A 25,707-nucleotide genomic window follows, 5' to 3' on the forward strand; every position below is an offset into this window, starting at 1 on the left:
CCTCCAGCATCAGGCGTCGCCAACGATAGAGCAGGTTCGGAGCCACGCCATTGCGGCGCGCCACCACCGAGATGCTGGATCGCTCGTCTAGGGTCTCTTCGACGATCCGCAGCTTCTCGGCGCCACTCCAGCGACGGCGACGGCCACCGTCGGTGATGATCTCAACGTCAGACATAAGCACGTGCTTAGGGCTGTCCCTAAGCCTCCATGGTCATGCCCAGGTGTCCGGTCAAAATGGGGGCCAGTTCAGTCACCAAGGAGTGCCTCGCGGCCTTGGTCGACACCTCAATCTCGGGACAACGGGTGGCACGGGAGCTGACGGCCCTGGTTGAGCGCCGAGGCAAGCCCGGCCTCATCGTCAGCGATCATGGCACCGAGTTCACCTCGAACGCGATGCTGACCTGGTCAGAGGAAGCCAAGGTGCCTTGGCATTTCATCGCACCCGGTAAACCCATGCAGAACGGGATCTGCGAAGCGTTCAGCGGCCGCATGAGGGACGAATTGCTCAACGAGACCCTGTTCTTCGGCCTCGACCACGCCCGGTCGGCCGTCGCGCGCTGGGTGGCGGACTACAACCTCGAGCGGCCCCACTCAGCTCTGGGCTACCAAGCCCCAGCCATCTACGCCGCCCAACTCACCGCAATGGGCGATCGGCTCCGCCACTCTGACCCGCTGCGCCGCTCGCCCATTGCTGCCCCCGGCGCCCACGCGCCAATCTCAACCCAGAACTCCGGCTTCACATGGATGAAGGTCGGGGGTCACAGCACCCTGGCCGAGGTGCTGGAGCAGGTCGAGCTCTTCACCGACCAGAGACCCCGCCTTGCCGTTGTCGACCGCGTCTATCGTGGCTATGGCGTCGAGGGCACGCAGGTCCTGATCAGCGGCACCCGCCGCGGGTTAACCTCGGCCCTGGCGAAGGCGCTCCGACACCGTTCCAGCATCGAGCCCGAGATCGGCTACTTGAAGACTGACGGCCGGCTGTTGCGATGCGCCCTCAAGGGCATCAGGGGCGACGCCATCTTCGCCGTGCTCTGCGGCTGCAGACACAACCTCTGCAGGATCTTCGCCCACATCCGGGCTTGGCTTCCCCGATCCTGGCCGCCATCCCGACCCTCATCCAGCCGACACCTTTACTCAATGGCCTGATCAAGTTGTTCAGGGTGGCCTCAGCAGGGCGGAAGCTTGCGATGCGGCGGCACGAGCTCAGCGATGCGCAATGGACGTTGGCCGCAGACCTCGTGCTCCGCCCTGGGCGGCGACGTGGCGGGCACTGGCAGGACTACCGGTAAGTAGCGAACGGACTGGGGCAGTCGCCGGCGGAATGCCGGTGGCCACACATCGACAGCCTGTACCACGTCCAAGGACAGCATTGGCAGGGAGATGGTCGGACCGTCGGCCGGTAGTCCGGAAGCTCGGTCCAAGAAACGGCGCCCCGATGGCGACGCTTTCATCGGAAACGGATCGCGCGGAGTTCCATCTTGGTCACGTGGCCCGCTGGTGGGACCGAATACGTTTCCGCAGACTGATCGCACCCCGGTCTCACAAACCCGTTCGCAGGCGGGCCATAACCTTTGAGCAGCCGGTTCTCGAACGTGAGATCCGCCACGATCTCCTTCAGGGCACTCGCCTCATGGCGCAGGCTCTTCACCTCGTCGGAGGCTACGATGAACCAGACATCCTCCTCTCACGAAAGACCCGGGTCTGTCTCATGAGCGCTAGACCGGGGCAATCGAACTGTTCGAGGCTTTGGAGGCTTTGCTTTCAGCCATGCGAGTCGCTCGACCTTATGGGGTTTGCCGAAGCGCGCGAGCGTCCCAGCTTTGTGCTGCCGAGTGTAGCGATATATCGGATCCTGGATGAACTCCACTTCCCAGGACCAGCACTGATCAAGCAGCGGATACATCAGCGCCACGTCCGTGCAAGTCTCAAGCCACCGGCCATGTTGGTCGAGAAGGTCCTCCTCGGTTACCGCGTCGTAGAGCCAACGTCGGAACGTCCGCAGAGCCGTGGCATTAAATAGCTCGACTTCGCGGATGAGCTGCCCGTCGATCTCCTCGGCAGTGTAGAAGGGTTGCGGATTGCGCTGGCCGTACTGGTCGTGCCAATTTCCCAAGGTCATTAAGCAATCTCGGTTTCGAAGATAGCGCTGCGCGACCACCCTCAACGCATCTGGCTCCAGCGCATCGTCCATGTCGACCAGAACAACAATCACGTTCGGATCGTCAACCGAGCGGATCCCCACATGGCGGGTGAAGGCAGGGCCGGCATTCTCACTGATACGGAACAGGCGCGCGCTGGGCAGGAGCGGTGAGCCGGCCAGCTTTTGGTAGGTGCCGTCATCGGAGCCGTCGTCGACCAGCGTGATCGCGTAGCTGAAGGGCCCAGGCCGCTGCTCCGCGATCGAACGCAGGCAGCTATCGACGTAATTATGGCAGTTCCAGCCGTTGACGATGATGTGAAACCTGATCGGCTCCTCTGGCCGCTGCGCGGCGGGACGTCCTGGGGCAGCGACGGTCGTAATGCCTCTGCGCTGGGGAATTACCTCCAGATTGGGCGGCGGCTCGACCTCACGGAGGGAGATCCCAGCAGATGCCAGGGTGTCGGCGTCATAGCCCAGCGCCAGATGCGCTTCCATGCGGCGACGGATGTGTCCCCCCTGTCTGACGGGCGCAATGATCCGGTCGTAGGTGCCCGAACAGAGCTCCGGCTCCTGGCGCGCCTCATCAAGAGGCGACTGCTCGGAACGCTCGTAGGTTTGCAACCAATCACGCGGCCTGGGCACACAGAAGAGCGGAACCTCCTGTCGGGCGGCCGCCTCAGCTAACCGCGCATCGCATATCCCTGGACCGCCGAAGTCGTTCAACGACAGTTGCAGCGTTGAGTTGTGCCAGACTGCAGACCCCGTACTGACCACGTCCACGAACTGGCCAGGATGATGATCCTGGAAATGGGATGCTGGCCGCTCCTTCACGTCGCCATGGTCCTGCTCAGGGAATATCGCCCCATGAGCGCCGACGACGCAGGTGCGCCCCAACATCTCCACATAGTGAATCATCCACGCGGCGTAATCGGGCGGATAGATGAGGTTGTCGTCCAGCACGAGGACGTAGGCGTCGCCTCCTTTGGGAAAGCTGCAGTACTTTCTGTTATCCCACAGGTCTCCGCCGGTCGCCCCTCCCAGCGTCACGCGGATCTTCGGGTCCTCTGCGAAATCCGGGACCTCGTCGTAACCATTCAGATAGAGCATAAGCTCATCGAGTTGCGGCAGGATCGTGACCAATGTCGCCTTCAGGCTCTCCCGTCGCGCAGGGAAGCTCGTCATGGTCCCGACCCTCTTCTGGCCCAACGAGGGGGAGGCGTTCTGTCCGGGTCCCCCAAGCAGGAAGGGACGGTCGACCTGCGGAAACTCGATGCGCATCGCGCTCGCCCGCCCTTCCGGTGTGGGCATGTTCGCTTCCTGCCAAGCGGTGAAGGCGTCTGCGTAGTCTTTGCGCACGGGCGAGATCGCGGCAGTCAGGACCCCCTGCTCGACCGCGAAGACTTGGCTGCCCTCACGGGTCGTAAGGGACTCCTGCGTTGCGCGCGCGAAGTAGAGTTCGTCGGGCAGGTCAATTACGGCTCCATTCCCGTAAGTTCGCTGGAGGCGCAATCGAAACTCCGCATCTCCACCGAACCGGACGCTGTCGTACCAGCCGACCCGGTCAAGGATGCTGCGCCGCCAGAGGAGGCTTGCCTCGCAGGGCTTCGGACTGCTGATGGGCATTCGGAGGTCAGCCGTCCAGCTTCGGTGGGCGCAGCGGGACGCGACGGCGCCCGGCATCGACTTGAGCGTGTCGATTTGCCGGGCGATCCGGTCGAGCGACATGATGTCGTCGCTATCGAGGATGGTGATGAACGTGCCGCAGGCGTGCAGGACTCCGATGTTGCGCGCGTAATAGCAACCGAAGTTGCGCAGGAGGGAGATAACATGCACGTTAGGCAGATCCACGGCAAGCCGCTGGGCCAGAGCAACCGAGCCGTCCGTCGATCCATCGTCCACGACAATCAGCTCGAACTCCACCCCGACCTGCGACAGGGCGGAGTGGATGGCACGACCGAGCCAGCGCTCCTTGTTGTAGTTGGGCACGATGATCGACACGAGTTCGGGATGCCGTACCTCATCCGCCAACGGAATCGGCCCCTGCGCGAAGATCGCGTCGAGCGTCGCAGGTTCTGAGACTCCCCACGCGCCAGTTGGACGCAGCGGACGGACAGGGGCGGTGTCATTTCGGGGAGCAGGATCCCGCTCGAGCAGCTTGCCGTATTTCTCGTAATGATAACGGGGGTCCAAGCCGCTTTGCGCGACATCAGGATAGGCGCTCATATACCGCGCAGCGTCAAAGGTTGGCGGCATTTCGGCGAAGGGTGTCTTCTCGCTCATGATACGTTCGAGCCTCGGGCATTCGGTCGCGACACCCAAGAACAGGTGGTCGCTCGCAGTCGTTCGGTCTCTCTGTCGCTCTATGCAAGCGGGCGCGGCCGCCATGGCATGGCACCCATGCCTACTACCTCTAGTCACTCCAAAACCTCAACAGGCTCTAATGATGTGACAGTCTGTCCCGGAGCGGCGGAAGCTGCGCGGGAGGTAGGTGCGCCTCTCGCACTCAACTGCGTCGCGTCGGGCTTCATTAAGGTTCCCGGGCCGGCCCGCGAGTGCCTGGAGGCGACCACAGCCGACCACTCCGCCTTGGACTTGAAGAAGTGGGTCGCGATCGTGGCGGATTACCACACGACAGCCTCCGCCGAGAGGCTTCGGTCATGCCGAACAAGGGGATGGACCCTGGCGTGACCTTTGCTCCCATGCGCAGGGCCGATGTTCGAGAGGGTCTCTATTGCCGCTCCGGCCCGTGTCGGGTGTCACCACCTACGAGCGGGGAGCCTTCCAAGAGCGGTGCCGACGTCGCTAGACCGGGCTTGTGTCCCTCATGCCTCACGCGAGGCTTCGGCCACGGGCGGCGGCCCTTCGGGCCCATGACCTGACGCTCAGCCGGTCGCCTTGGCCTTCTCGCAGGTCGCGGTGATCTCCGACCCGCTCTCGATGCTCAGGGAGTCGTAGCGGATCGTGCCGGAGAGCCGCGCCGTCGCGTGGATGCGCACGGTGCCGCCGTTGATCCGGCCCGTGAAATGGCCCTTCACGCCCACGGCGGCGGCCTGGACCTCCCCGTCCACGGTGCCACGCTCCTCGATCACCACGGAATCGGCGATCACGCGTCCCTGCACCTCGCCCTGGATCTCCAGAAGCCCCGGCGCCGAGATGTCGCCCACTATCCGGGTGCCCGCGACGAGGTGCGACCGCCCGACGCTGCCGGACACGTCCTGGGGCGCCGGTCCGGGATTGCCGGTCCCGCTGCCGAAGATCGCCATGGCTGTTCTCCCCTTGAGGCCCTTCGCGGGCCTTTGGCGGCATGAAGCCCGAGAGGTGCCCGCGAGGCAAGGCCCCTGCGGAACAAGGCCCCGAGGGGTGGCGCTAGAACCGCACCTCGACGCCCGGCAGCCCCAGGGCGCGCACCAGCTCCCGCAGCTCCTGCCGCGCGGCGACGTTGGACATGGAGAGGCTGCTCACCCCGATGTCCCGCAGGTCGAGCAGCGTCAGCCGGCCCGGGGGAAGAGTTCGCGGAACACCACGCGCTCGGAGAACCCCGGTCCCACGCGGAAGCCGATCCGCTTGGCGAGCCGGGCGAGCGCCGCCTCCATCCGCTGCTTGTTCACCATGGCCTGCGAGCCGAGCCTGTTCCGCAGCACGATCCAGTCGATCGGCGCGAGGCCCGCCTGGGCGCGAAGCTGGCGCGCGCTCCAGACCATCTCGGCGTAGACCGAAGGGCCGAGGATCCTTTCCCCGTCGGTGTCGATGCGGGCGAGGAGGTCGAAGTCCACGAAGCTGTCGTTGAGGGGCGTGACCAGCGTGTCCGCCATGGAATGCGCGACCTACGCGAGGCGAGTGTGGCTGCCTGGGCAGTCGACGACGATGAAGTCCGACTCCGGCTCCAGCGCGGCCACGGCGGCCGAAAGGCGGTGGTCCTGCGCATTCGCACCGGGGCAGCGTGGCCTCGTCCACCTCGGGCAGGAGCATGTCCCGCGGCGTCGGCAGGTCGAGTCCTTCCTTGGTCAGGTACCGCATCCGGTTCTCGATGTAGCGCCCGAGCGACCGCTGCCGGACGTCGAGGTCGAGCGTGCCCACCCGATGCCCCATCCGGGCCAGCGCCGAGGCGACGTGCATGGCGACGGTGGACTTGCCCGCGCCGCCCTTCTCGTTGCCCACCACGATGATGTGCGCCATGCCGCTCGTCCCGGTTGTCCCGGGCCGCCGTATAGGGGGCCAGACGGGGGAGGGGAAGGCGACCGGACCTTGACTCCTGGGGATGGAAGGGCCACATGCCTGTGACCGCCGCCTCTGCCGCGTGAGCAGCCGCGCATGAAGGACTGCGCAAGGCCGGCGGGTCACCAAGGTTCCCACTTTCACGCAGGGGAAGCCGCGCCATGACGGTCCGGGGGCAATGCGGTCCCGGGATCAGCTCATTGGTTGCCACCCCCTGCGCCCCGGCATCCCGCCGGGCGAGGGACCATTGTCGGGCCTGCGCGCCCGCCGAACAGGATACGCATGAACTTCGATACGCTGGGCCTGTCGCCCCGCCTCATCAACGCCCTCCACGAGCAGGGCATCACCGACCCCACCCCCATCCAGACCCAGGCCATCCCGCACGCCATGGCGGGCCGCGACGTCATGGGCCTCGCCCAGACCGGCTCGGGCAAGACGGCGGCCTTCGGGCTTCCGATGCTCGACGCGCTGATGAAGAACGGCCGCAAGGCCGAGCCCAAGACGCCGCGCGCCCTGATCCTGGCGCCGACGCGGGAACTGGCGCGCCAGATCCACGACACGCTTTCCGCCTTCGCGCAGGGCTCGCACCTGAAGCTCGCGCTCATCACCGGCGGCGTGGGCTTCACCCCGCAGATCGAGCGCATGGCCCGCGGCGTCGCCATCCTCGTGGCCACGCCCGGCCGCCTGGTCGACCTGCTCGACCGCCGCGCCGTGGACCTCTCCAAGACCGAGTTCCTGGTGCTGGACGAGGCCGACCAGATGCTCGACCTGGGTTTCATCCACAGCTTGCGCCGCATCGCCACGCTGCTGCCCAAGGCGCGCCAGACGATGCTCTTCTCCGCCACCATGCCCAAGCTGATGGAAGAGATCGCCGGGGCCTTCCTCACCGACCCCGTGCGCGTTCAGGTGAACCCGCCCGGGCAGGCGGTCGCCAAGATCGACCAGTGGCTCCACTACGTCGCCAAGGGCGCCAAGACCGACCTGCTGATCGAGCTCCTCGACAAGCATCGGGACGAGCTCGCCATCGTCTTCGGCCGGACCAAGCACGGCTCGGACAAGCTGGCCCGCCAGCTTGAGGCCGCCGGCTTCGGCGTCGCCGCGATCCACGGCAACAAGAGCCAGGGCCAGCGCGACCGCGCCATCGCGGCCTTCCGCGACGGCGAGGTGCGCGTCCTCGTGGCGACCGACGTCGCCGCGCGCGGTCTCGACATCCCGGGCATCCGGCACGTCTACAACTACGACCTGCCCAACGTGCCCGAGAACTACGTCCACCGCATCGGCCGCACCGCGCGCGCCGGGGCGGACGGGACGGCGGTGGCCTTCTGCGCGCCCGACGAGATGGGCGAGCTCAAGGATATCGAGAAGGCCATGAAGGCGAAGATCCCCGTCGCCTCCGGTGCCCCGTGGGAGGTCGTGCCGGAGGCCAAGCCCGCGCGTCCGGGGGCCAAGCCCGGCGCCGGCAAAGGCGGCCGTCCGCAGGGCCGCCCCGCCGCCGCGAACGCCCAGCGCCGTCCGGCGCAGGGGACTCCGGGTGCCAAGCCCGGCGTCCAGGCCCAGAAGCCGCGCCGCCACACGGCCCCGCGCCGCAACAAGACGCACGCGGCCTGATCCATCGACCGGCAGGGCAGGGCCTCGGGTCCTGCCCTCCGATACGCTAAAACAGAAACGCCGCGCCTCGTTCCCGAGGCGCGGCGTTTCGTTCTTCGGCGAGGCGAGGGCTCAGAAGCCCAGGCCGGCGTACTTGTTCTTGAACTTGGACACGCGGCCGCCGGTGTCCATCAGGCGGGTGCCGCCTCCGGTCCAGGCCGGGTGCGAGAGGGGGTCGATCTCGAGGTTCATCGTGTCGCCCTCCTTGCCCCAGGTGGTCTTCATCTGGACCACGGTGCCGTCGGTCATCTTGACGTCGATGAGGTGGTAGTCGGGATGGATGCCGGACTTCATTTGGACTCGTCCTTCGCCTTGTAGTTGGTGACCTCGGCGATGCGGGCCGATTTGCCGCGGCGGTCGCGGAGGTAGTAGAGCTTGGCGCGACGGACCTTGCCGCGGCGGACCACGGTGATCGAGTCGATGTTGGTCGAGTAGAGGGGGAACACCCGCTCCACGCCTTCGCCGAAGGAGATCTTGCGGACGGTGAAGGAGCCGGCGATGCCGTTGCCGTGCTTGCGGCTGATGCAGACGCCTTCGTAATTCTGCACGCGGGTGCGCGTGCCTTCCGTCACCTTGTAGCCCACGCGGATCGTGTCGCCGGGCTTGAAGTCGGGAATGCTCTTCCCGAGGGAGGCGATCTGCTCGGCCTCCAGTTGCGCGATGAGGTCCATGGGACCCTCCTATGTCTGCCCAGGGTGAACCCCCGGAGGTCTCTCGCGTCCTCAGAGCTCTCGGTCTTCCTCCGGGCGCCCCAGCTTCGCCAGGTGGTCCCGCCAGAGATCAGGTCGCCGTTCCTTGGTCAGCCTTTCGGCCTCGGCCTGCCGCCAGGCGGTGATCTTCGCGTGGTGCCCCGACAGAAGAACCTCGGGGATCGCGCGACCTTCCCAGACGGCCGGCTTCGTGTACTGCGGGTATTCCAGCAGGCCGGAGGAAAAGCTTTCCTCCTCAGCCGAATGGTGATTCCCGAGCACGCGGGGCATAAGCCGAACCGTCGCGTCAAGCAAGGCCTGTGCCGCGATCTCGCCGCCGGTCAGGACGAAGTCCCCGAGGCTGACCTCCGCGAGCCCGAACTGCTCGATCAGCCGCTCGTCCACGCCCTCGAAGCGGCCGCAGAAGAGGATCACGCCGTCGCGCCGGGCAAGGTCCCGCGCCATCGCCTGATCGAAGCGCCGCCCCCGGGGCGACAGCAGCAGACGCGGCACGTCGCCGCGCGCCCGCGAGACGGCCTCGGCCATGGCCTTCGCGCCGATATCCGCCCGCAGCACCATGCCGGCGCCGCCCCCGGCGGGGGTGTCGTCGACATTGCGGTGGCGGCCTTCGCCGAACTCTCTCAGGTCGATGGTCCGCAGCGCCCAGACGCCCTCCTGCAGCGCGCGTCCCGTCAGGCTCTCGCCCAGGACGCCCGGAAAGGCCTGGGGCAGGAGGGTGATGACCTGCGCCGTCCAGACGCCCGCCAGCTCCTCGTCGCCCATGAGGTCGCGGGGGACGAGCGAGGGCCGGATGGACTTGCGCCCGAGGGCGCGGGGACGGGGGGCGTCGGTCATGCGCGCCCCTTTAGGCGTCCCGCGCGCCGGAGGCCAGCGTCCTCAGCTATTGGCGATCCCGATGATCCCGAAGAGCACGAGGAGGAACAGGATCACCACGATGATGGCGAGCCACTTGGCTCCGGTAAGGGCGGCGCCCTCAAGGCGAGTCATGCCGAGCAGGCCCGCGATGGCGGCGACGGCGAGGAGGATGAGGATCCAGGAGATCATGGGTGCGGCCTTTCATTCCCCGGGGGCCCGATGCCCCCGGACCCAGGCCAACGCAGCCAGCGCCCTCAGGTTCGCTGCGCTGTCCCGCGACGTTGCGGCGGCCGCCGGTCGGGTCAGTGAAAGCGGTCCTCGTCGCCGTCACGACCGGGCTCGGGCTGCGCGTCGTCCGCGTCCTTGGCGCGGGCGGGACCCGTCTTGCGCGCCCAGTCGCGCCGGATGGTCTCGACGACCTCGGTCACGACCTGGTTGACGGCCTGCGAGACGCCGCCCGCCACGTCGCCCGCCTTGCGGGCCGCGTCGGCGCCCGTGCCCTCGGCCGTCTTCGCCGCCTCGGTCGGATGGTCGAAGATGTTGCGGACGAACGACCCCTTGGGCGCCTTGCGCGAGGCGAGCGCCGAGCCCAGCGCCAGGAGCGCGCTTCCGGCCACCTCGCGGGCGCGGGGGTCGGACAGGACATTGTCCCCGAGCTTGCGGAGGTTCTTGGGGATCTTCACCCCGCCGATGCGCTTGGGGATGATCTTCTTGCGGGCCATCGCGGGCCTCCTCCAATGGTGGTCCATCGGAGATAGGCAGGCCGTGGGCCCGGTTCCAGACGCCGCCGGACGGGCCTCCCTCCGGGCGCGGCCGGTCGGCGCGGCGGTCGCGGATTTCTTTCGCGCCGTTTACGGTTTCTCAACCTTTGTCAGGCAGGGTGATCCCGTCCCTGGGTCGCCGCCCGGCGGGGTAGGGGGAGTTGCGTCCTCCGCCCGGACCGTTCCGCCGCGTCGCGGTCGGATGCCGGCCTAGAGGCTGCCCTCGGGCGGGTCCGCGACGATGCGGCGGCCCGCGATGTCCACGAGGGGGACGGCCGCCAGCGTGAAGGGGATGAGAAAGGTCGCCCCGCCGGGGCGCACGACCTCCAGGATGTCGCCCGCGCCATGGTTCAGCACGGCGCGCACAGTGCCCAGGGGGTTGCCGCCCGCATCCTGCACGGGCAGGCCGATCAGGTCGGCATGGTAGAACTCGTCGTCCGGCAGCGCGGGCAGACGCGACCTCTCCACGAGGAGGGGCGTCCCGCGCAGGGCGTCGGCCTGCTCCTTGGAGGAGATGCCCTCGACCCGCGCGATCAGCGATCCCTGCGTCTGGCCGACGATCTCCAGCGACCGGAAGATCCGGCCGTCGGGCGTGGCCAGGGGCACGTAGCCCGCGATGTCGGCGGGCTCCGCGCAGAAGCTCTTGAGGCGCACCTCGCCGCGGATCCCGAAGGCCCCGGCGAGGCTGCCCACGACGATCCTGTCGTCGCTCACGGCTTACTCGGTCGCGACGGCGCGCGCGGCCTTCTTCTCGGCCCGGTCCTGCGAGGCCTTGCCCGGCACGGCCTTCTTGGGGTTCGACCGCTCCTTCTTGGCGACGAGGCCCGCGGCTTCGAGGAAGCGCGACACGCGATCGGTCGGCTGGGCGCCTTGGGCGATCCAGTGCTGGATGCGCTCGACGTTGAGCTTCACGCGGTCCTCGCTGTCCTTGGGCAGGAGGGGGGCGTAGGTGCCCAGCTTTTCGATGAAGCGGCCGTCGCGGGGCATCCGCGAGTCGGCGGCGACGATCGAGTAGTAGGGGCGCTTGTTGGACCCGCCGCGGGCGAGCCGGATCTTCATGGCCATGGTTCTGTTCCTTCAGGCTTGTTGGCGTTCGTGGTGCTTGATGACTTCCTGGATGATGAAGGCCAGGAACTTCTGGGCGAACTCGGGATCGAGGTCGGCCTTCTCGGACAGCTCCACCAGCCGGGCGATCTGCTGCGCCTCCCGGCTGGGGTCCGAAGGGGGAGCCCATGGGCGGCCTTCAGCCGGCCCACGGCCTGCGTGTGCTTGAACCGCTCGGCGAGCGTGAAGACCAGGATGGCGTCGAGCCGGTCGATGGACTCGCGATGCTCCTTGAGGAGCTGCGCCGCCTTGGCGGTGGCGTCGTGGGTGTCCATCACGGTCATCCCAGGGTCTCCGGTCGGGGGTGGCGGTAGACGGCGACGCCCTCGTCCGGCGTGCCTCGATAGGCGGCCTCGGCCTCCTGGTCGCGGCGTGCGCCGAGCCGCTCGGCCAGGGCGGCGGAGCGACGGTTCTCGGGGTCGACGTAGCTGACCAGCGAGGGGAGGCCCTGCGACCAGGCCCAGTCGCGGGCGGCCGTGCAGGACTCGAGGGCGTAGCCCCGCCCCTCAGCGGCCTCGCGGAAGAAGTAGCCGAGCTCGGGCTCGCGGTCCGAAGGCTCCATGTTGACGCCCGCGAAGCCCAGCACCTCGCCACCGTCCCTCGCCTCGACGGTCCAGAAGCCGATCCCGCGCAGCAGCCAGCCGCCGGCCGAGGCGGCGAGCTCGACGAAGGCGTCGTCGCGGCTCATGGGCCCGTCCATCCAGCGGGAGCGGTCGGTGCAGAGGATCTCCGCCCAGGCGTCCACGTCCGAGAGGCGGATCGCCCGCAGCCGGGTCCGCTCCGTCCCGAGGCTCGGCACGAGGGCGGAGAGCCGCTCGGCCAGCGCGGCGGGCGCGCCGGGGATGACGACCTCGTGGAGCGCGGTCATGCGTGCCCCTCCGGCCGGGGATGACGGAAGACGAGCACCCGCTTCCCCGGAGCCTCGGGCGCCTTGGCCTTGGGGTCGAGCACGGCGCCCAGCCGCTCGGCCAAGGCGATGGAGCGGGCGTTTCCCTCGGCGATGTAGCTCACCACGGTATCCCACCCGAGGGTCGCCCAGATGTGCCGCAACGCGCCCTCGGCCGCCTCGCGGGCGATGCCTTGGCCCTCGACGGCACCGTCGAGCACCATCCAGCCGATCTCCCGCTCGGGCCAGTCGGGCGGGTTCCAGGGACCGATGAGGGCCAGCGCCCGGTCCTCGCCCCGGCGGGTCACGGCGAACATCCCGAAGCCGAAGATGTCCCAATGGCCGAGCTCCGAGGCGAAGGACCGGAACGCGCGGCCCAGGTGCCGATGGCTGCCGAACTCCTGCGCGCGGTCCGAGAACATGAAGTCGCGGAACGCCTCCCAGTCGGAAGGCGCCGGTCGCCTGAGCGTCAGCCGCTCCGTATGGAGGACGGGCGAAGTCACTTCTTCTTCATCAGCCCGCTGAGGCCCTGCGGAAGGCCCGCGCCGCCGAAGGGGTTCGCGCCGCCGAAGCCCTTGGGAAGCTGCATCCCGGCCGGGAGCTGGGGCATCTTGCCCTGCGCCATCGAGGCCTGCGCGGCGGCGATGTCGGCCTCGGACGGGCCGCCCTTGCCGAACATCTTCTGGACGGCCTGCTTGAGCATCCCGCCCTTCCCCATGGCGCCCAGCTTCTTCATCATGTCCGCCATCTGACGGTGCTGCTTGAGGAGCCGGTTCAGATCGGCCACCTCCAGCCCCGCGCCCGCCGCGATGCGCTTCTTCCGCGACGCCTGCAGGAGGTCGGGGTTTGCCCGCTCCTTCTTGGTCATCGAGTTGATGAGCGCGATCTGGTGGCGCAGCATCTTGTCGTCGAGGCCCGCCTCGGCCGCCTGCTTCTGCATCTTGTTCATGCCGGGCATCATGCCCATCACGCTCTCGATGCCACCCATCTTGAGCATCTGGTCGAGCTGCATCTTCAGGTCGTTCATGTTGAAGAGGCCCTTCTGGAACCTCTTGAGCATCCGCTCGGCCTGCTCGGCCTCGAAGGTCTGCTGCGCCCGCTCCACGAGGGCCACGATGTCGCCCATGCCGAGGATGCGGCCCGCGATGCGCTGCGGGTCGAAGGTCTCCAGCGCGTCGAGCTTCTCGCCCAGGCCGACGAAGCGGATCGGCTTGCCGGTGATCGCGCGCATGGACAGCGCCGCGCCGCCGCGCCCGTCGCCGTCCATCCGGGTCAGGACGACGCCGGTCACGCCGATCTTGGCGTCGAACTCCTTGGCGACGTTGACGGCGTCCTGGCCCGTCAGGCCGTCCACCACCAGGATCGTCTCGCGCGGCTTGGCCACGTCGCGCACGGCAACGGCCTGCTGGATCAGCGCCTCGTCGATGTGGAGGCGGCCGCGGTGTCGAGCATCACCACGTCGTAGCCACCGAGCCGCGCCTGCGTCATGGCACGCTTCGCGATCGCCACCGGGTCCTCGCCCGCGACGATGGGGAGCGTGTCCACCCCGATCTGGGTGCCGAGGATGGCGAGCTGCTCCATGGCCGCCGGGCGGTTGGTGTCGAGCGAGGCCATCAGCACCCGCTTGCCCTCGCGCTCCGTCATGCGCTTGGCGAGCTTGGCGGTCGTCGTCGTCTTGCCGCCGCCCTGGAGGCCGACCATCAGGATCGGCGCGGGCGGGTTGTCGATCTTGAGCGCACCCTCGTCCTGCTCGCCCCCAAGGACGTGGACGAGCTCGTCATGGACGATCTTCACGACCTGCTGGCCGGGGGTGATCGACTTGGTGACGGCTTGGCCCGTGGCCTTGCGCTCGACGGCCTTCACGAAGTCCCGCGCGACGGGCAGCGACACGTCGGCCTCGAGGAGGGCGGTGCGCACCTCGCGCAGCGCCGTCTGCACGTCGGCCTCGGTCAGCGCGCCCTGCCGCGTCAGCCGGTCGAAGACGCCGCCCAGGCGATCGGAAAGGTTCTCGAACATCCACCGTCCTCCTCAGGTCCCCGCCCCATATGGGAAGAGAAGCCCGCGTCCAAAACACCGATCGCGCCCGCGGGCGCATCTGCGCTGGCGGACGGCGATCCCCCAAGCGAGGGGGACCGGAAGGCGCAGGGGCGTTCCGGTGACAGGGGGCCGATACGCCCGGAACGCCCCGAGGTCAAGTCGGATGGCCGCTCAGCCCTCGGGCCGGAAGGCATAGAGCGCCGTCCTGATCGACGGCGGGGCGCCCGGCTTGAACCAGACGGTGTCCTGGATGTGGCTGGCGGTGACGTAGATCGTCCCGTCCGGCCCCTCGCTGAAGGTGTCCGGCCAGCGGAGCCGCCGGTCGGTCAGCACCGTCTCGGTCCGGTCGCCCACGAGCTTGGTGATCCCGTTCTCGCCCGGCGCGGTGAGATAGAGGACCCCCGCCTTGCTCATCCCAGAGCCCGTCCGCGACATGGGTCGTCGCCACGGTCTGGACGCCTGCGCCCCGGTCCACGTCGCTCACCTCCGGCCGCAGGAGGTCCGTGTCGATGGAGTAGAGCGTCTTGCCCGTCAGCGCCTGCCAGTAGAGCGTCCGCCCATCGCCCGAGATCGCGATCCCGTCCGAGGCGAACATGGGCTGCCGCCCGTCCGGCCGCACCAGCGGCTTGCCGTCCACGATCACCTTCACGCTCTTGTCCACCTGCGTCGAGGGGTGGCCGTCGAGCGCGCGGAAGCCCTCGCCGCTTTCGAGGTCGATGACGATGATCGCCCCGCGCGTGCCACTGTCGGTGACGTAGCCCCACCGGCCGTCGGACGAGAAGCGGATGTCGTTGAGGTAGGAGCCCTGGAGCGCCACGTCCTCCTTCACCGGAATGACCTTGGTTGCGGCGTTCGTCGCCAAGTCGATCCGCACCAGCTTGGGCGCCCCTTCCAGGATGCGCTCGTTCCCCGGCGCGCCGGGGTCGAGCACCCAGAGGTTGCCCTGGCCGTCCGGCACGATGGACTGCACGCAGACGAAGTGCTCCCCGACCGGCATCTCGCTGGCCTTGGCGTTGCGCCAGGCGTTCCATGCCTCGTCGGGGTAGGGGCGGAGCGAGCCGTCCTGCAGCACCTCGGCCACCGAGACGGGGGCGTCGTCCGTCCAGCGCGGGAAGTTGACGAAGAGCCGCCCGTCCGCCGTCGCCGCCACGCCCGTCACCTGATGGTCGAAGGTCGCAACCTCCTCCAGCGCGCCGCTCTGCCCCGCGCGGCGGGCCGCGAAGGCGGCCGCCACTGCAGCTCCGGCCCCGACGGCCCCGGCCGCCACCAGACGCTTGTTCACCATGGTCATGTCCTCCTGAGGGTCGGTCCTGCAACGCGCGAGGGGCCGGGACGTTCACGCGGACGCTTGGTTGCCCTCGGCCGCGTGGCCTGCGAGATTGCCCGCGCAACGACAGGGGACCCGCCGGGCGCCGCGCGATGACGAGCTGGGACGAGATCCGCACCGCCTTCCAGGTGGCCCGCCTGGGCACCGTCTCCGGCGCCGCCGAGGCGCTGGGCGTCCACCACGCCACTGTGATCCGCCACATCGACTCGCTCGAGGCCGAGCTCGGCGCCAAGCTCTTCCAGCGCCACGCCCGCGGCTACACGCCGACCGAGGCCGGGCGCGAACTCCTCGACGCCGCGCAGGACACCGAGGAGCGCTTCGCCCAGCTCGTCGGACGCATCAGGGGGCAGGGGGAGGGGGTGACGGGCGAGCTCGTCGTGACCTCGCTCCTCGCTCTCTCGCCCTACCTCGCGCCCATCCTGACCGAGTTCCAGGACAGCCACCCCGGCGTGGTCGTGCGCTACCTGACCTCGCAGAGGCTCTTCCGCCTCGAGTACGGCGAGGCCCACGTGGCGATCCGCGCAGGGCAGGCGCCTCCGTCCGAGCCCGACAACGTCGTTCAGCTCTTCGTTCGGATGAGGACCCATCTGGTGGCCTCGGACGCCTACATCGCCCGGCACGGCCTGCCCCGGCCCGACGACCTCGAGCGCCACTATTTCGTCGGGACCGACGAAGGCGACGGGAACGACCGCGCGCCCTTCAACAAATGGATCGCCGCCCTCGCCCCGCGCGAGAGGGTGACCTACCGGGTCGGCGACAACTCCTCGCAGCTCGACGCGATCCTGGCCGGGGCCGGGCTGGGCTTCGTCTGGGTCAAGGACAGCCGCGAGCGTCCGCAGCTCCACGAGGTCCTCCCCCCGCGCGAGGAATGGACGGTGCCGCACTGGCTCGTGACCCATGTGGACCTGCACCGGACGCCCAAGGTCCAGGCGATCCTCGCCCTCCTCAAGGAGCGCGCCCGGGCCTGGGACGCCTAATGGCCCCGATCCGCCGCCCGATCGCCGCGCCCGCGCGGAGCCTCGGCCGCGAGGGGCAGGGGCACCTCGCCATGCTCGTCTTCTCCGCGCTGGTCGGCGGGTCCTTCTCGCTGGGCGCGCGGATGGCCGACCTCGTGGACCCGGTGGCCTTCACCGCGCTGCGCTTCTGGCTCGCCGCCCTGGTGATCGGCGCGGGCCTGGGTGCGACCGGCCGGATCGGACGCCCGCGCGCGCCTTGGCGGCAGGGTGTCCTGGGCCTCCTCTATGCCATCTACTTCGTGCTGATGTTCGAGGGCCTGAAGACCGCCGCGCCGGTCAGCGCCTCGGCCGTCTTCACGCTGACGCCGCTGATGGCGGCAGGCTTCGGCTGGCTGCTCCTGCGCCAGCGCCTCTCCCCCCGCATCGCGGCGGCACTGGCCCTGGGCGGGGCCGGAGCGCTCTGGGTGATCTTCCGCGCCGACCTCTCGGCCCTCCTGCAGCTCGAGCTCGGCCGGGGCGAGGCGATCTACCTCGTGGGGTGCGTAGCCCATGCCCTCTATACCCCGCTGGTCGCGCGCCTGAACCGAGGCGAGAGCGCGCCCGAGTTCGCCTTGGGCGTGGTCCTCGCCCGGGCGCTTCTCCTGACCGTCTTCGGCGGACCCGCGCTGCTCGCGACGGACTGGGCGGCGCTCCCCCCGATCGTCTGGGCGACGCTCCTCTATGTCGCGATCTTCGCCTCGGCCGCGACCATGGTGCTCCTCCAGTTCGCGGCCCTGCGGCTCCCCTCGGCCAAGGTCATGGCCTACACCTATCTCGTCCCCGCCTGGGTCCTCCTGTGGGAGGCCGGATTCGGTGCCGCCCTGCCTCGCGCGCTGGTCCTGCTGGGCGTCGCGATGACCGCGGCGGCGCTCCTGCTGCTGCTCCGGCCGGAGAGGCCCTAGGCCAGCAGGGCCACGTCGTCCGCCAGGGCGCCGATATCGGTGAAGTCGCGGATGGTCAGGATGTTGCCCTGTCCGAGGTCGAAGACGATATCCTGACCTTCGACATGCGCGAAGGCGGCCAGGTCGTCCCAATCCCGAACCGGATCGGGCAGGAGGTGGCGGGCGAGGACGATCCGGTCGGTGTCGTCCTGGAAATCCATGATCTCGTCCTGTCCGCTACGGAAGTCGAAGCGGTCCGCGTTCGCCCCGCCCACGAGGTGGTCCGACCCCGCATCCCCGGACAGCCGGTCCCGACCTGCTCCTCCGAAGAGCCGATCGTCGCCCCCGCCGCCCAGGATCGTATCGCGCCCATTGCCCCCATGGAGGGTGTCCCGGCCGGACAGCCCGGCGATCTCGTCGTTGCCCTGGCCTCCATGCACCAGGTCGGAGCCGCCATCCGCGAAGATCCTGTCGCTGCCGAGCCCCGCTCCGAGCACGTCGCGCCCGTCGCCTCCAAACAGGCGGTCCGATCCCGCTCCGCCGAAGAGTTGGTCCCGGCCGTCGTCGCCCTGCAGGCGGTCGCCCTGCGCGCCACCCTGCAGCAGGTCGTCGCCCGCCTGGCCGAGCAGGAGATCCCGGCCCGAGCCGCCGACGAGGGTGTCCTCGCCCTCGCCTCCGCCCAGGGTGTCGCCGCCTTGGCCGCCGTCCAGTCGGTCGTCACCGTCGTCCCCGAAGAGCCTGTCGTCAGCCCCCTCGCCGAGGAGGACGTCGAGGCCATCCCCTCCGCGAAGGACATCCTCATCATCTCCGCCCGAGAGGTGATCGTCGCCAGAGCCACCGAGAAGGAGGTCGAAGCCCAAGCCGCCGACGAGCGAGTCGTTCCCGTCGCCCCCGATCACGAGGTCCGAGCCGGCGTCCCCGCTCAGGACGTCGTCGCCGTCCCCGCCCTCGACCCTGTCCTCGCCGTCGCCGCCCGAAACGGTGTCGTCGTCGTCGCCCCCCCGCAACTCGTCGTTGCCCGTGCCGCCATCCATGAGGTCGTTGCCGGTCCCGCCGGACAGGAGGTCGTCGCCGCCATTCCCATGGATCGCATCGTCGCCCGCGCGGCCGCGGTAATTGTCAGCGGTTTCGTCGCCGACGTAATCGTCCGGCCCATTCGAGCCCAGGACGGGAGGCGGATCCGCGCCTAGGACGGCGAAATCGCGGACAAGGGCCGCGCCGGCCGGAAGGGGGCTGGAAAGCGCGTATGGCCCGGATGGGTCAGGCCTGCCGTCGCCGCTCGCCATGGGCCCATTCGGGCCGAAAATATCCTCGGGCTTGGAAAATGGGATGGGCAGATCGGCCGAATTGATGACGGTCACTGGCGTGCTCCGGACTTGACGGCAAAGATCGAGCTCAACTGCCACAATTATGCCTCATTTCCCCTCGGATGGGCAACGACTTTCCCCCTGGCGGAGCAAGATCGCGCAGGTGGGACTTGTGCCGCGCCAGAGCCCGTCTGCCCGGCCCTGCCGGCGATTAGGAGGCGGCCTTGGCCTCCCGGTCGCCCTCCGCCAACTCCTCTTCCAGGAATCGCTCGAACGCGTCGAGGTCCACCGCCTCCATCAGCCCGAACCCGGCCATCCACGCGCCCGCCTCTCGCAGCGCATCCGGCTCCAGCCGGCACCAGGTGATGCGGCCGCGCTTCTCCTGGCTGATGAGCCCTGCCTCCGCGAGCACCTGCAGGTGCTTGCTGACCGCCGCGAGCGAGACGGGGAACGCGCTCGCTACGTCGGTCACCGCCATGTCGTCTTCGAGCAGCATGGACAGGATCGCCCGGCGCGTGGGATCGGCGAGGGCCGCGAAGACGGTGTCGAGGAAAGGCGTCATGCGCCCTTGTGGGGACCGTCCCGCGACCCGTCAAGCGCGGGGCGACGATGCTCAACCACCCGGTTGAACGACACCTTGCACGCCGCGCAAAGCCTAATATCAGAAAAAACAGGCACTTGGGCCCGTCTTGCCGGCGCTTGACTCCCGCCCCTCGCTCGCCTAGCACCCCCGCGACCTTCCAAGGGGGACCGATGTCCGATCCCGACGACCGTTCCGAGCACGAGCGCCTCCGCGCGCTCGAGGAGCGGCTCGCCCGGGCCCGCGGCACCGAGCCCAAGTCCCAGGCGGAGGAGCACTACTCCCAGGCGAGCCTAGCCTGGCGGATGGTGATCGAGCTGGTGGCGGGCCTCATGATCGGCTTCGGCATCGGCTACGGGATCGACAGGCTGTTCGGCACCTTGCCGATCTTCCTGGTGATCTTCGTCTTCCTGGGCCTTGCGGCCGGCATCAAGACGATGCTGCGCTCGGCCCAGGAGATGCAGCGGAAACGCGAGGCCGAGGCTTCGCAGCGGACGGAGGACTGACGGTGGAAGAGGAAGCGGCACAGGCGGCGGAAGGCGGACTGAGCTTCGAGCCGCTCGAGGTGTTCAACCTGCGCCCGCTCTTCGGCCATGGCGAGGTCCACTGGTACACGATCACCAACGCGACGCTGTGGATGGCGATCGCGGTGCTGGCGATCTTCGCGCTCTTCGTGATCGGCACCGCGCGCCGCTCCGTGGTGCCCAGCCGCAGCCAGTCCATCGCGGAGCTCATCCACGACTTCACCTACAAGATGGTCGAGGACGTCGCGGGCCACGAGGGGGTGAAGTACTTCCCCTACATCCTGACGCTCTTCCTCTTCATCCTCTTCGTGAACGTCCTGGGGCTCATCCCCACTTCCTTCGCGCCGACCTCGCATGTCGCGGTGACGGCGGTCATGGCGCTGGCGGTCTTCATCACCGTCACCGTGATCGGCTTCGTCAAGAACGGCGCCGCCTTCCTGGGCCTCTTCTGGGTCAAGGAATCGCCGCTGATCCTGCGCCCGATCATCGCCGTGATCGAGGTCATCTCCTACTTCGTGCGCCCCGTCAGCCACTCGATCCGACTGGCCGGCAACGTGATGGCGGGCCACGCGGTGATGCAGGTCTTCGCGGCCTTCGCGGCGATCGCGCTGATCGCGCCGCTCTCGATCCTGGCCATCGCCGCGATCTACGGGCTCGAGGTCCTCGTCGCGGCCATCCAGGCCTACGTCTTCACCATCCTCACCTGCGTGTACCTCAAGGACGCGCTGCATCCGGGCCACTGACGGCGCCGGACCCCCTTCAAGCCATTCCCAAAGGAGAAACGAAATGGAAGGCAACATCGCGGATATGGGCCAACTCATCGGTGCGGGCCTCGCCGCCATCGGTTCGGGCGTGGCCGCCATCGGCGTGGGCAACGTGGCCGGCAACTACCTGGCCGGCGCGCTCCGCAACCCCTCGGCCGCCGCCTCGCAGACCGCGACGCTCTTCATCGGCATCGCCTTCGCCGAAGCCCTGGGCATCTTCGCGTTCCTCGTCTCGCTCCTGCTGATGTTCGCGGTCTGATCCCGCGACATCCGTGACGCGGGCGGCGCCGACGACGCGCCGCCCCTCATCCGTTCAAGGAGGGAGCGATGGAAGAGGACCAAACGGCGCCGGACGCCGGCCCGGCCCTCGTCGCCAACGAGGCGCATGGGGAGACGACCACCGCGACCCACGCGGCCGAGGAGGAAGCTGGCGGGATGCCCCAGCTCAACCCGGATTTCTTCGGCAACCTGATCTTCTGGCTGATCGTGACGCTGGTTGCGATCTTCCTGATCCTGACGCGCGTGGCCCTGCCGCGGATCGGGGCGACGCTGGCCACGCGCCGGGGCACCATCGGCAGCGATCTCGCGGCCGCCGAAACCCTGCGCACCCAGGCCCGCGACGCGCAGGCCGCCTACGACAAGGCGCTGGCCGACGCCCGCGCCGAGGCGAGCCGCATCGGCGCCCAGGCCCGGGCCGAGATCCAGGCCCAGCTCGACGCCGAGCTCGCCCAGGCCGACGCCCGCATCGACGCCAAGGCCGCCCAGAGCGCCCAGGCGCTCCGCCAGATCGAGGCCGAGGCCGCCGGCAGCGTCGAGGCCGTCGCCCGCGATGCCGCACGCGCCATCGTCGAGGCGCTCGGCGGGCATCCCGACCCGGCTGCCGTGGACGCGGCGGTCGCCCGGACCGTGAGGGGCTGACATGAAGATCCTTGCCATCGTCCTGGCCGTGATCCTGGCCTACCTGGCCCTGTCCCAGGTGACCGTCCACGGCCCGTTCTTCACGCTCCACAACCCCGAGTTCATCGTCTTCCTGGCCTTCGCCCTCTTCCTGGGGATCGTCCTGTGGTTCGGCGTGCCGCGTCGCATCGCGGGGCTGCTCGATCAGCGGGCGGAGACGATCCGGGGCGAGCTGGCCGAGGCCCGGGCCCTCCGTGAGGAGGCCCAGGCCCTGCTGAACTCCTTCGAGCACAAGCGCCGCGAGATGGCCGAGCAGGCCGAGCGCATCGTCGTCGAGGCCCGTGCCGAGGCGGAACGTGCCGCGGCCCAGGCCCGGGAGGATGCGGCCCGTGCCGTCCAGCGTCGCATCGCCTCCGCCGAGGAGCAGATCGCGGCCGCCGAGGCCAAGGCGATCCGCGAGGTCAAGGACCGTGCCGTCGTCGCGGCCGTGGCCGCCGCTCAGGAGGTGCTGGCCACCCAGATGACCCCGGCCCAGGCCTCGCGCCTCGTGGACGAGTCCATCGCCACCGTGGGTGCCAAGCTCCACTGAGCCCGCGCCTCGACCGATCAAGAGAAAAGGGCCGCCGGTCTCCCGGCGGCCCTTGGTCGTTCCGGGGGTCGTGGCCTTACCGGTTCGGCGTGATGACGATCTCGACCCGCCGGTTCTGCTGCTTGCCCGCGGCGGTCTGGTTGGTCGCGACGGGGACGTTCTCGCCTTGCCCGATGGCGTTGATGCGCGCCGCCGAGACGCCCGAGGCGATCAGGACGTTGGCCACGTTCCGCGCGCGACGCTCGGAGAGATCCTGATTGTAGGCGGCATCGCCGTCGCTGTCGGTGTTGCCGACCACGTTCACCGTCGTGTTGGGATAGTTGTTGAGCGAGACCGCGACGGCCCGCAGGTCCGCCTGCGACTGCGCCGACACGATGTCCGAGTCGGTGGCGAACAGGATGTCGTTCGGCAGCGTGACGATCAGCTCGTTGCCCGTGTTGGTCACCGTGCCATTGCCGAGCTGCGCCCGCAGCTCCGCTTCCTGACGGTCCAGCGCCGCCCCGATCCCCGCGCCCGCGGCCCCGAACACCGCCGCGCCGACCAGCGCGTTGCGGATGCGTTCGTCGCTGTCGTCGCCCGTGGCCGCGCCGACCGCCGCGCCCACGCCGGCGCCGATCAGGGCGCCCGTGCGGGTCTGGTCGTTCTGCTGGTTCGGGAGCGGCTGCTGGCAGGCCGCAAGGGCCAGGAGCGAGCCGGCCATGACCGAAAGGGTGAGTCGTTCGAATGCCATCTGTTCATTCCTTCAAGGTCGGGCGCGGGACGCGCCCGTGCCGGGCCGATATGACCCGCCGCGCGCTGATATGCGATAACGCGCGACTTTGTCAGCGGGTCCATCGGATTACGCGGCTCCCCGCTCAGGCTCCCGCGCCTCGGCCCGCGCCGATTCCCAGGCCAGCATGGCGCGCTTGACCGGAAGCCCCCAGTGGTAGCCACCCAGGGCGCCCGTGGTGCGCAGCGCCCGGTGGCAGGGAATGAGCCAGGACACCGGGTTCCGCCCCACGGCCGTCCCCACCGCCCGCACCGCCCTGGGCGCCCCGATGACCTGCGCGATCTCCCCGTAGGTCACCACCTGCCCGGAGGGGATCGCCAGCAGCGCCTCCCAGACCTTGATCTGGAAGGGTGCCCCGATGAGGTGGAGGCGCGCTCCCTCGCCGCCGAAGGCCGCCTCGACCCAGGGCCGCAGCGCATCTGGCTCCTCGACGAAGTCCGCGCGGGGCCAGCGCGCCCTGAGGTCGGCCCGGACCGCCGCCTCTCCCTGTTCGGCCGTGAAGCCGAGGCCGCAGAGGCCATGCTCGGTCCCCATCGCCACCGCCGGCCCGAAGGGCGTCTCGAAGAGGCCCATCCGAATCGTGAGGCCTTCGCCCTCCCTGGCGAAGCTTCCCGGGGTCATCGCCTCCCAGCGCACGAAGAGGTCGTGGAGACGCGACGGCCCCGAGAGCCCCACGGCGTCCGCCACCTCCAGCACCGCCCGCCTCTCGCGCAGCAGAGCCTTGGCGTGCCCGAGCGCGAGGTACTGCTGATAGCGCTTGGGCGAGACCCCCGCCCAGGCCGAGAACAGCCTCTGGAAATGCGCGGGGCTCATGCTCATGGCGCCCGCCAGATCCTCGAGGCTCATGGGCGCCTCCGCCCGGTCGATCAGGTCGATCGCGCGGCGCATCACGGCGTAATGGTAGCTGGTCTGATCCATGGCAATTCACCCGTCCTTTGGACCCGATATCTAGGCCCTGGCCGAGTTGCGCGCGACCCGGAACCTGCGGGATGCTTGCCCCCCGCGCCCGGGTCGCGCATACCCGCGCCCATGCCGCGCCAACTGTCCTACGCCGAGCAGGTCGAGGTCTTCCGCCGCCTCCACGGCGCCAACCCCCATCCCAAGGGCGAGCTCGAGCACGTCAACGCCTTCACGCTCCTCGTGGCCGTGGCGCTGTCCGCGCAGGCGACCGACGCGAGCGTCAACAAGGCCACGCGCGACCTCTTCCCCATCGCCGACACGCCGCAGAGGATGCTGGCCCTGGGGGAGGAGGGGCTCATCCCCTACATCAAGTCGATCGGCCTCTATCGCAACAAGGCCAGGAACGTCATCCGCCTGAGCGAGATCCTGGTGGAACGCTTCGGCGGCGAGGTCCCGTCCTCCCGCGCCGCGCTCGAATCCCTCCCCGGGGTAGGTCGCAAGACCGCGAACGTCGTCCTCAACATGTGGTGGGGCTTCCCGAGCCAGCCCGTGGACACCCACGTCTTCCGCGTGGGCAACCGCACCGGCGTCGCGCTGGGGAACGACGTCGTGGCCGTCGAGCGGGCGCTGGAGAACCACGTCCCCGTGGAGTTCCAGCAGCTCTCCCATCACTGGCTGATCCTGCACGGCCGCTACACCTGCGTCGCGCGCAAGCCGAAATGCCCGGCCTGCCTGATCCGCGACCTCTGCACCTACGAGGAGAAGACCCCGGAATGACCGCCCAAGCGAACGGCCGCTACCATGTCATTGGAATCGGCAACGCCATCGTGGACGTGTTCTGCCCCGCCGACGACTCCTTCCTCGACCTCATGGGGATCGAGAAGGGGATCATGCAGCTCATCGAGCGCGAGCGGGCCGAGCTCCTCTACGCCGCCATGCGCGAGCCGCGCCAGGCGCCCGGCGGGTCGGTCGCCAACACCATGGCGGGCCTCGGCAACCTGGGGCTCAGGACCGCCTTCATCGGCCGCGTGAACGACGACGCGCTGGGCCGCTTCTACGCCAGCTCGCTCGCAGCCGAGGGCAGCGACTTCCCGAACCCGCCCATCCGCGACGGCGGCCTGCCCACCTCGCGCTCCATGATCTTCGTGGGCCCGGACGGCGAGCGGTCGATGAACACCTATCTCGGCATCTCGTCCGAGCTCGGCCCGCAGGACGTGCCCGAGGAGGTGGCGACCGACGCCGACCTCCTGTTCCTCGAAGGCTATCTCTACGACCGGCCTGCCGGGAAGGCCGCCTTCGAGGCCGCCGCGCGCCTGACCCACCAGGGAGGCGGGCAGGCCGGCATCGCCCTCTCCGACCCCTTCTGCGTGGACCGTCACCGCGCCGACTTCCGCCGCCTCGTGAAGGACCTCGACTACGTCATCGGTAACCAGCACGAATGGGAGTCGCTCTACCAGACGGACCTGACCGCCGCGCTCGACCAGGCGGCGCGGGACTGCGAGGTCGTCGTCTGCACCCGCTCGGGCGAGGACGTGATCCTGATCCGGGGCGAGGAGACCGTCACCGTCCCTGTCCGCAAGGTGGTCCCCGTGGACGCGACCGGCGCGGGCGACCTCTTCGCGGCGGGCTTCCTCTACGGCCTCGCGACGGGCCAGGGGCTCGAGGTCGCCGGCCGCATGGGCTGCGTCGCGGCGGCCGAGGTCATCTCGCATTTCGGCGCGCGGCCCCATGCCGACCTGCGGGCGCTCTTCCGCCACGAGGGGCTGGTCTGAGGGGGTGTTGCGTCGCCCTCGGGGGCACCGAACGGTCAGGTTACCCT

At 69.2% G+C, this 25,707-nt stretch carries 27 protein-coding genes and 5 pseudogenes; 12 read left to right on the forward strand and 20 right to left on the reverse strand.

The genetic code is table 11. The annotated features are described in order from the left end of the window. Nucleotides 1-175 (reverse strand): transposase (locus tag RUMESO_RS12355; protein WP_037280616.1); only part of this gene is annotated, 175 nt, incomplete at its 3' end. A gap of 74 nt (nucleotides 176-249) precedes the next feature. Here RUMESO_RS12355 and RUMESO_RS12360 point away from each other — a divergent pair. Next, a pseudogene (locus RUMESO_RS12360) lies at nucleotides 250-748 on the forward strand (integrase core domain-containing protein); the annotation flags it as partial. Nucleotides 749-765: 17 nt separating this feature from the next. Further along, nucleotides 766-1,080, forward strand: a pseudogene (locus RUMESO_RS24275) (IS5/IS1182 family transposase); the annotation flags it as partial. A 604-nt stretch (nucleotides 1,081-1,684) separates the two neighbouring features. Here the strand turns inward: RUMESO_RS24275 and RUMESO_RS12365 are convergent. From RUMESO_RS12365 to RUMESO_RS12375, 3 genes and pseudogenes are all read right to left on the reverse strand, one after another. Then, the gene (locus tag RUMESO_RS12365; RefSeq protein WP_169791169.1) at nucleotides 1,685-4,420 is read right to left on the reverse strand and encodes a glycosyltransferase family A protein; all 2,736 of its coding nucleotides are present in this window, start codon (nucleotides 4,418-4,420) and stop codon (nucleotides 1,685-1,687) included. Nucleotides 4,421-5,022: 602 nt separating this feature from the next. Beyond that, complete coding sequence (locus tag RUMESO_RS12370) at nucleotides 5,023-5,403, reverse strand: bactofilin family protein (protein WP_051521289.1); 381 nt, start codon at nucleotides 5,401-5,403, stop codon at nucleotides 5,023-5,025. Nucleotides 5,404-5,506: 103 nt separating this feature from the next. Beyond that, nucleotides 5,507-6,316: pseudogene (locus RUMESO_RS12375) on the reverse strand (division plane positioning ATPase MipZ). 321 nt (nucleotides 6,317-6,637) lie between these two features. On the opposite strand from RUMESO_RS12375, the gene RUMESO_RS12380 reads away from it, so the two are divergent. Then, nucleotides 6,638-7,963: a DEAD/DEAH box helicase gene (locus RUMESO_RS12380; RefSeq protein WP_037280620.1), complete on the forward strand. Its 1,326-nt coding sequence runs from the start codon at nucleotides 6,638-6,640 to the stop codon at nucleotides 7,961-7,963. Nucleotides 7,964-8,074: 111 nt separating this feature from the next. Here the strand turns inward: RUMESO_RS12380 and rpmE are convergent, their stop codons facing one another. The 12 genes and pseudogenes from rpmE to RUMESO_RS12435 form a co-directional block, all read right to left on the reverse strand. Beyond that, a complete protein-coding gene (gene rpmE, locus RUMESO_RS12385) occupies nucleotides 8,075-8,296 on the reverse strand; it encodes a 50S ribosomal protein L31 (RefSeq protein WP_037280622.1) in 222 nt (73 codons plus the stop codon). Further along, entirely contained in the window at nucleotides 8,293-8,673 is a 381-nt protein-coding gene (rplS, locus tag RUMESO_RS12390) for a 50S ribosomal protein L19 (RefSeq protein WP_037280624.1), read from the reverse strand. The genes rpmE and rplS overlap by 4 nt, the downstream gene beginning before the upstream one ends. Before the next feature lie 51 nt (nucleotides 8,674-8,724). After that, nucleotides 8,725-9,546 (reverse strand): tRNA (guanosine(37)-N1)-methyltransferase TrmD, encoded by an 822-nt coding sequence (gene trmD, locus RUMESO_RS12395; RefSeq protein ID WP_037280626.1) that lies wholly within the window; start codon nucleotides 9,544-9,546, stop codon nucleotides 8,725-8,727. A gap of 42 nt (nucleotides 9,547-9,588) precedes the next feature. Continuing rightward, on the reverse strand, nucleotides 9,589-9,756 hold the full coding sequence (locus tag RUMESO_RS24280) for a DUF1328 domain-containing protein (protein WP_037280628.1): 168 nt from the start codon (nucleotides 9,754-9,756) through the stop codon (nucleotides 9,589-9,591). A gap of 113 nt (nucleotides 9,757-9,869) precedes the next feature. Next, on the reverse strand, nucleotides 9,870-10,289 hold the full coding sequence (locus RUMESO_RS12400; protein WP_037280630.1) for a hypothetical protein: 420 nt from the start codon (nucleotides 10,287-10,289) through the stop codon (nucleotides 9,870-9,872). Nucleotides 10,290-10,538: 249 nt separating this feature from the next. Beyond that, nucleotides 10,539-11,042, reverse strand: coding sequence for a ribosome maturation factor RimM (rimM, locus tag RUMESO_RS12405; RefSeq protein ID WP_037280632.1), 504 nt, complete (start codon nucleotides 11,040-11,042; stop codon nucleotides 10,539-10,541). A 3-nt stretch (nucleotides 11,043-11,045) separates the two neighbouring features. Next, nucleotides 11,046-11,393, reverse strand: coding sequence for a 30S ribosomal protein S16 (rpsP, locus tag RUMESO_RS12410; protein WP_037280634.1), 348 nt, complete (start codon nucleotides 11,391-11,393; stop codon nucleotides 11,046-11,048). Between the two features lie 12 nt (nucleotides 11,394-11,405). Continuing rightward, a pseudogene (locus tag RUMESO_RS12415) lies at nucleotides 11,406-11,716 on the reverse strand (chorismate mutase). Next, on the reverse strand, nucleotides 11,713-12,300 hold the full coding sequence (locus RUMESO_RS12420) for a GNAT family N-acetyltransferase (RefSeq protein WP_037280637.1): 588 nt from the start codon (nucleotides 12,298-12,300) through the stop codon (nucleotides 11,713-11,715). Before RUMESO_RS12420 ends, RUMESO_RS12415 begins: the two are co-directional and overlap by 4 nt. Beyond that, nucleotides 12,297-12,821, reverse strand: a complete 525-nt coding sequence (locus RUMESO_RS12425; RefSeq protein ID WP_037280639.1) for a GNAT family N-acetyltransferase — start codon at nucleotides 12,819-12,821, stop codon at nucleotides 12,297-12,299. The genes RUMESO_RS12420 and RUMESO_RS12425 overlap by 4 nt, the downstream gene beginning before the upstream one ends. Continuing rightward, nucleotides 12,818-14,334: pseudogene (ffh, locus tag RUMESO_RS12430) on the reverse strand (signal recognition particle protein). The gene RUMESO_RS12425 and the pseudogene ffh overlap by 4 nt, the downstream one beginning before the upstream one ends. A gap of 175 nt (nucleotides 14,335-14,509) precedes the next feature. Then, a complete protein-coding gene (locus RUMESO_RS12435) occupies nucleotides 14,510-15,646 on the reverse strand; it encodes an L-dopachrome tautomerase-related protein (RefSeq protein WP_211262880.1) in 1,137 nt (378 codons plus the stop codon). 128 nt (nucleotides 15,647-15,774) lie between these two features. On the opposite strand from RUMESO_RS12435, the gene RUMESO_RS12440 reads away from it, so the two are divergent. Further along, complete coding sequence (locus RUMESO_RS12440) at nucleotides 15,775-16,659, forward strand: LysR family transcriptional regulator (protein WP_037280641.1); 885 nt, start codon at nucleotides 15,775-15,777, stop codon at nucleotides 16,657-16,659. Continuing rightward, a complete protein-coding gene (locus tag RUMESO_RS12445) occupies nucleotides 16,659-17,579 on the forward strand; it encodes a DMT family transporter (RefSeq protein WP_051521290.1) in 921 nt (306 codons plus the stop codon). The genes RUMESO_RS12440 and RUMESO_RS12445 overlap by 1 nt, the downstream gene beginning before the upstream one ends. Here the strand turns inward: RUMESO_RS12445 and RUMESO_RS12450 are convergent. Both RUMESO_RS12450 and RUMESO_RS12455 read right to left on the reverse strand, forming a co-directional pair. Beyond that, on the reverse strand, nucleotides 17,576-18,919 hold the full coding sequence (locus RUMESO_RS12450; protein ID WP_051521291.1) for a calcium-binding protein: 1,344 nt from the start codon (nucleotides 18,917-18,919) through the stop codon (nucleotides 17,576-17,578). The genes RUMESO_RS12445 and RUMESO_RS12450 overlap by 4 nt on opposite strands. A 157-nt stretch (nucleotides 18,920-19,076) precedes the next feature. Beyond that, nucleotides 19,077-19,427, reverse strand: a complete 351-nt coding sequence (locus RUMESO_RS12455; protein WP_037280643.1) for an ArsR/SmtB family transcription factor — start codon at nucleotides 19,425-19,427, stop codon at nucleotides 19,077-19,079. A 191-nt stretch (nucleotides 19,428-19,618) separates the two neighbouring features. Between RUMESO_RS12455 and RUMESO_RS12460 the strand changes: the two genes are divergently transcribed. The 5 genes from RUMESO_RS12460 to RUMESO_RS12480 all read left to right on the forward strand — a co-directional run bounded on the left by RUMESO_RS12460 (nucleotide 19,619) and on the right by RUMESO_RS12480 (nucleotide 22,219). Then, nucleotides 19,619-19,951, forward strand: coding sequence for an AtpZ/AtpI family protein (locus RUMESO_RS12460; RefSeq protein WP_037280646.1), 333 nt, complete (start codon nucleotides 19,619-19,621; stop codon nucleotides 19,949-19,951). Beyond that, nucleotides 19,948-20,712 (forward strand): F0F1 ATP synthase subunit A, encoded by a 765-nt coding sequence (locus RUMESO_RS12465; RefSeq protein ID WP_082484005.1) that lies wholly within the window; start codon nucleotides 19,948-19,950, stop codon nucleotides 20,710-20,712. Before RUMESO_RS12460 ends, RUMESO_RS12465 begins: the two co-directional genes overlap by 4 nt. A gap of 43 nt (nucleotides 20,713-20,755) precedes the next feature. Next, the gene (locus tag RUMESO_RS12470) at nucleotides 20,756-20,992 is read left to right on the forward strand and encodes a F0F1 ATP synthase subunit C (RefSeq protein WP_037280650.1); all 237 of its coding nucleotides are present in this window, start codon (nucleotides 20,756-20,758) and stop codon (nucleotides 20,990-20,992) included. Nucleotides 20,993-21,060: 68 nt separating this feature from the next. Continuing rightward, nucleotides 21,061-21,651, forward strand: a complete 591-nt coding sequence (locus tag RUMESO_RS12475; RefSeq protein ID WP_082484007.1) for a F0F1 ATP synthase subunit B' — start codon at nucleotides 21,061-21,063, stop codon at nucleotides 21,649-21,651. A 1-nt stretch (nucleotide 21,652) separates the two neighbouring features. Continuing rightward, complete coding sequence (locus tag RUMESO_RS12480; RefSeq protein WP_037280652.1) at nucleotides 21,653-22,219, forward strand: F0F1 ATP synthase subunit B family protein; 567 nt, start codon at nucleotides 21,653-21,655, stop codon at nucleotides 22,217-22,219. 76 nt (nucleotides 22,220-22,295) lie between these two features. On the opposite strand, the gene RUMESO_RS12485 is transcribed toward RUMESO_RS12480, so the two are convergent. Together RUMESO_RS12485 and RUMESO_RS12490 are read right to left on the reverse strand one after the other, a co-directional pair. After that, a complete protein-coding gene (locus RUMESO_RS12485; protein WP_037280654.1) occupies nucleotides 22,296-22,949 on the reverse strand; it encodes a YiaD family glycine zipper/OmpA-like lipoprotein in 654 nt (217 codons plus the stop codon). Nucleotides 22,950-23,057: 108 nt separating this feature from the next. Beyond that, nucleotides 23,058-23,906 (reverse strand): methylated-DNA--[protein]-cysteine S-methyltransferase, encoded by an 849-nt coding sequence (locus tag RUMESO_RS12490; protein ID WP_037280656.1) that lies wholly within the window; start codon nucleotides 23,904-23,906, stop codon nucleotides 23,058-23,060. A 111-nt stretch (nucleotides 23,907-24,017) separates the two neighbouring features. On the opposite strand from RUMESO_RS12490, the gene nth reads away from it, so the two are divergent. Both nth and RUMESO_RS12500 read left to right on the forward strand, forming a co-directional pair. After that, nucleotides 24,018-24,665 (forward strand): endonuclease III, encoded by a 648-nt coding sequence (gene nth, locus RUMESO_RS12495; RefSeq protein WP_037280659.1) that lies wholly within the window; start codon nucleotides 24,018-24,020, stop codon nucleotides 24,663-24,665. Continuing rightward, a complete protein-coding gene (locus RUMESO_RS12500; protein WP_037280661.1) occupies nucleotides 24,662-25,660 on the forward strand; it encodes an adenosine kinase in 999 nt (332 codons plus the stop codon). The genes nth and RUMESO_RS12500 overlap by 4 nt, the downstream gene beginning before the upstream one ends. The last annotated feature ends 47 nt before the right edge of the window (nucleotides 25,661-25,707 follow it).

The organism is Rubellimicrobium mesophilum DSM 19309, from assembly GCF_000600335.2.
In the GTDB taxonomy this organism is placed as follows: Bacteria; Pseudomonadota; Alphaproteobacteria; order Rhodobacterales; family Rhodobacteraceae; genus Rubellimicrobium; species Rubellimicrobium mesophilum.

Bases quoted from the DNA above. Each gene is read 5' to 3' on its own strand.
- RUMESO_RS12400 (WP_037280630.1), bottom strand. From the start codon at position 10,289: ATGGCCCGCAAGAAGATCATCCCCAAGCGCATCGGCGGGGTGAAGATC.
- nth (WP_037280659.1), top strand. From the start codon at position 24,018: ATGCCGCGCCAACTGTCCTACGCCGAGCAGGTCGAGGTCTTCCGCCGC.
- RUMESO_RS12480 (WP_037280652.1), top strand. From the start codon at position 21,653: ATGAAGATCCTTGCCATCGTCCTGGCCGTGATCCTGGCCTACCTGGCC.
- RUMESO_RS12440 (WP_037280641.1), top strand. From the start codon at position 15,775: ATGACGAGCTGGGACGAGATCCGCACCGCCTTCCAGGTGGCCCGCCTG.
- RUMESO_RS12420 (WP_037280637.1), bottom strand. From the start codon at position 12,300: ATGACCGCGCTCCACGAGGTCGTCATCCCCGGCGCGCCCGCCGCGCTG.
- RUMESO_RS12500 (WP_037280661.1), top strand. From the start codon at position 24,662: ATGACCGCCCAAGCGAACGGCCGCTACCATGTCATTGGAATCGGCAAC.
- RUMESO_RS12435 (WP_211262880.1), bottom strand. From the start codon at position 15,646: ATGACCATGGTGAACAAGCGTCTGGTGGCGGCCGGGGCCGTCGGGGCC.
- RUMESO_RS12485 (WP_037280654.1), bottom strand. From the start codon at position 22,949: ATGGCATTCGAACGACTCACCCTTTCGGTCATGGCCGGCTCGCTCCTG.
- RUMESO_RS12370 (WP_051521289.1), bottom strand. From the start codon at position 5,403: ATGGCGATCTTCGGCAGCGGGACCGGCAATCCCGGACCGGCGCCCCAG.
- RUMESO_RS24280 (WP_037280628.1), bottom strand. From the start codon at position 9,756: ATGATCTCCTGGATCCTCATCCTCCTCGCCGTCGCCGCCATCGCGGGC.
- RUMESO_RS12475 (WP_082484007.1), top strand. From the start codon at position 21,061: ATGGAAGAGGACCAAACGGCGCCGGACGCCGGCCCGGCCCTCGTCGCC.
- rpsP (WP_037280634.1), bottom strand. From the start codon at position 11,393: ATGGCCATGAAGATCCGGCTCGCCCGCGGCGGGTCCAACAAGCGCCCC.
- trmD (WP_037280626.1), bottom strand. From the start codon at position 9,546: ATGACCGACGCCCCCCGTCCCCGCGCCCTCGGGCGCAAGTCCATCCGG.
- RUMESO_RS12470 (WP_037280650.1), top strand. From the start codon at position 20,756: ATGGAAGGCAACATCGCGGATATGGGCCAACTCATCGGTGCGGGCCTC.
- RUMESO_RS12445 (WP_051521290.1), top strand. From the start codon at position 16,659: ATGGCCCCGATCCGCCGCCCGATCGCCGCGCCCGCGCGGAGCCTCGGC.
- RUMESO_RS12490 (WP_037280656.1), bottom strand. From the start codon at position 23,906: ATGGATCAGACCAGCTACCATTACGCCGTGATGCGCCGCGCGATCGAC.
- RUMESO_RS12380 (WP_037280620.1), top strand. From the start codon at position 6,638: ATGAACTTCGATACGCTGGGCCTGTCGCCCCGCCTCATCAACGCCCTC.
- RUMESO_RS12365 (WP_169791169.1), bottom strand. From the start codon at position 4,420: ATGAGCGAGAAGACACCCTTCGCCGAAATGCCGCCAACCTTTGACGCT.
- RUMESO_RS12460 (WP_037280646.1), top strand. From the start codon at position 19,619: ATGTCCGATCCCGACGACCGTTCCGAGCACGAGCGCCTCCGCGCGCTC.
- rpmE (WP_037280622.1), bottom strand. From the start codon at position 8,296: ATGAAGTCCGGCATCCATCCCGACTACCACCTCATCGACGTCAAGATG.
- rplS (WP_037280624.1), bottom strand. From the start codon at position 8,673: ATGGACCTCATCGCGCAACTGGAGGCCGAGCAGATCGCCTCCCTCGGG.
- RUMESO_RS12455 (WP_037280643.1), bottom strand. From the start codon at position 19,427: ATGACGCCTTTCCTCGACACCGTCTTCGCGGCCCTCGCCGATCCCACG.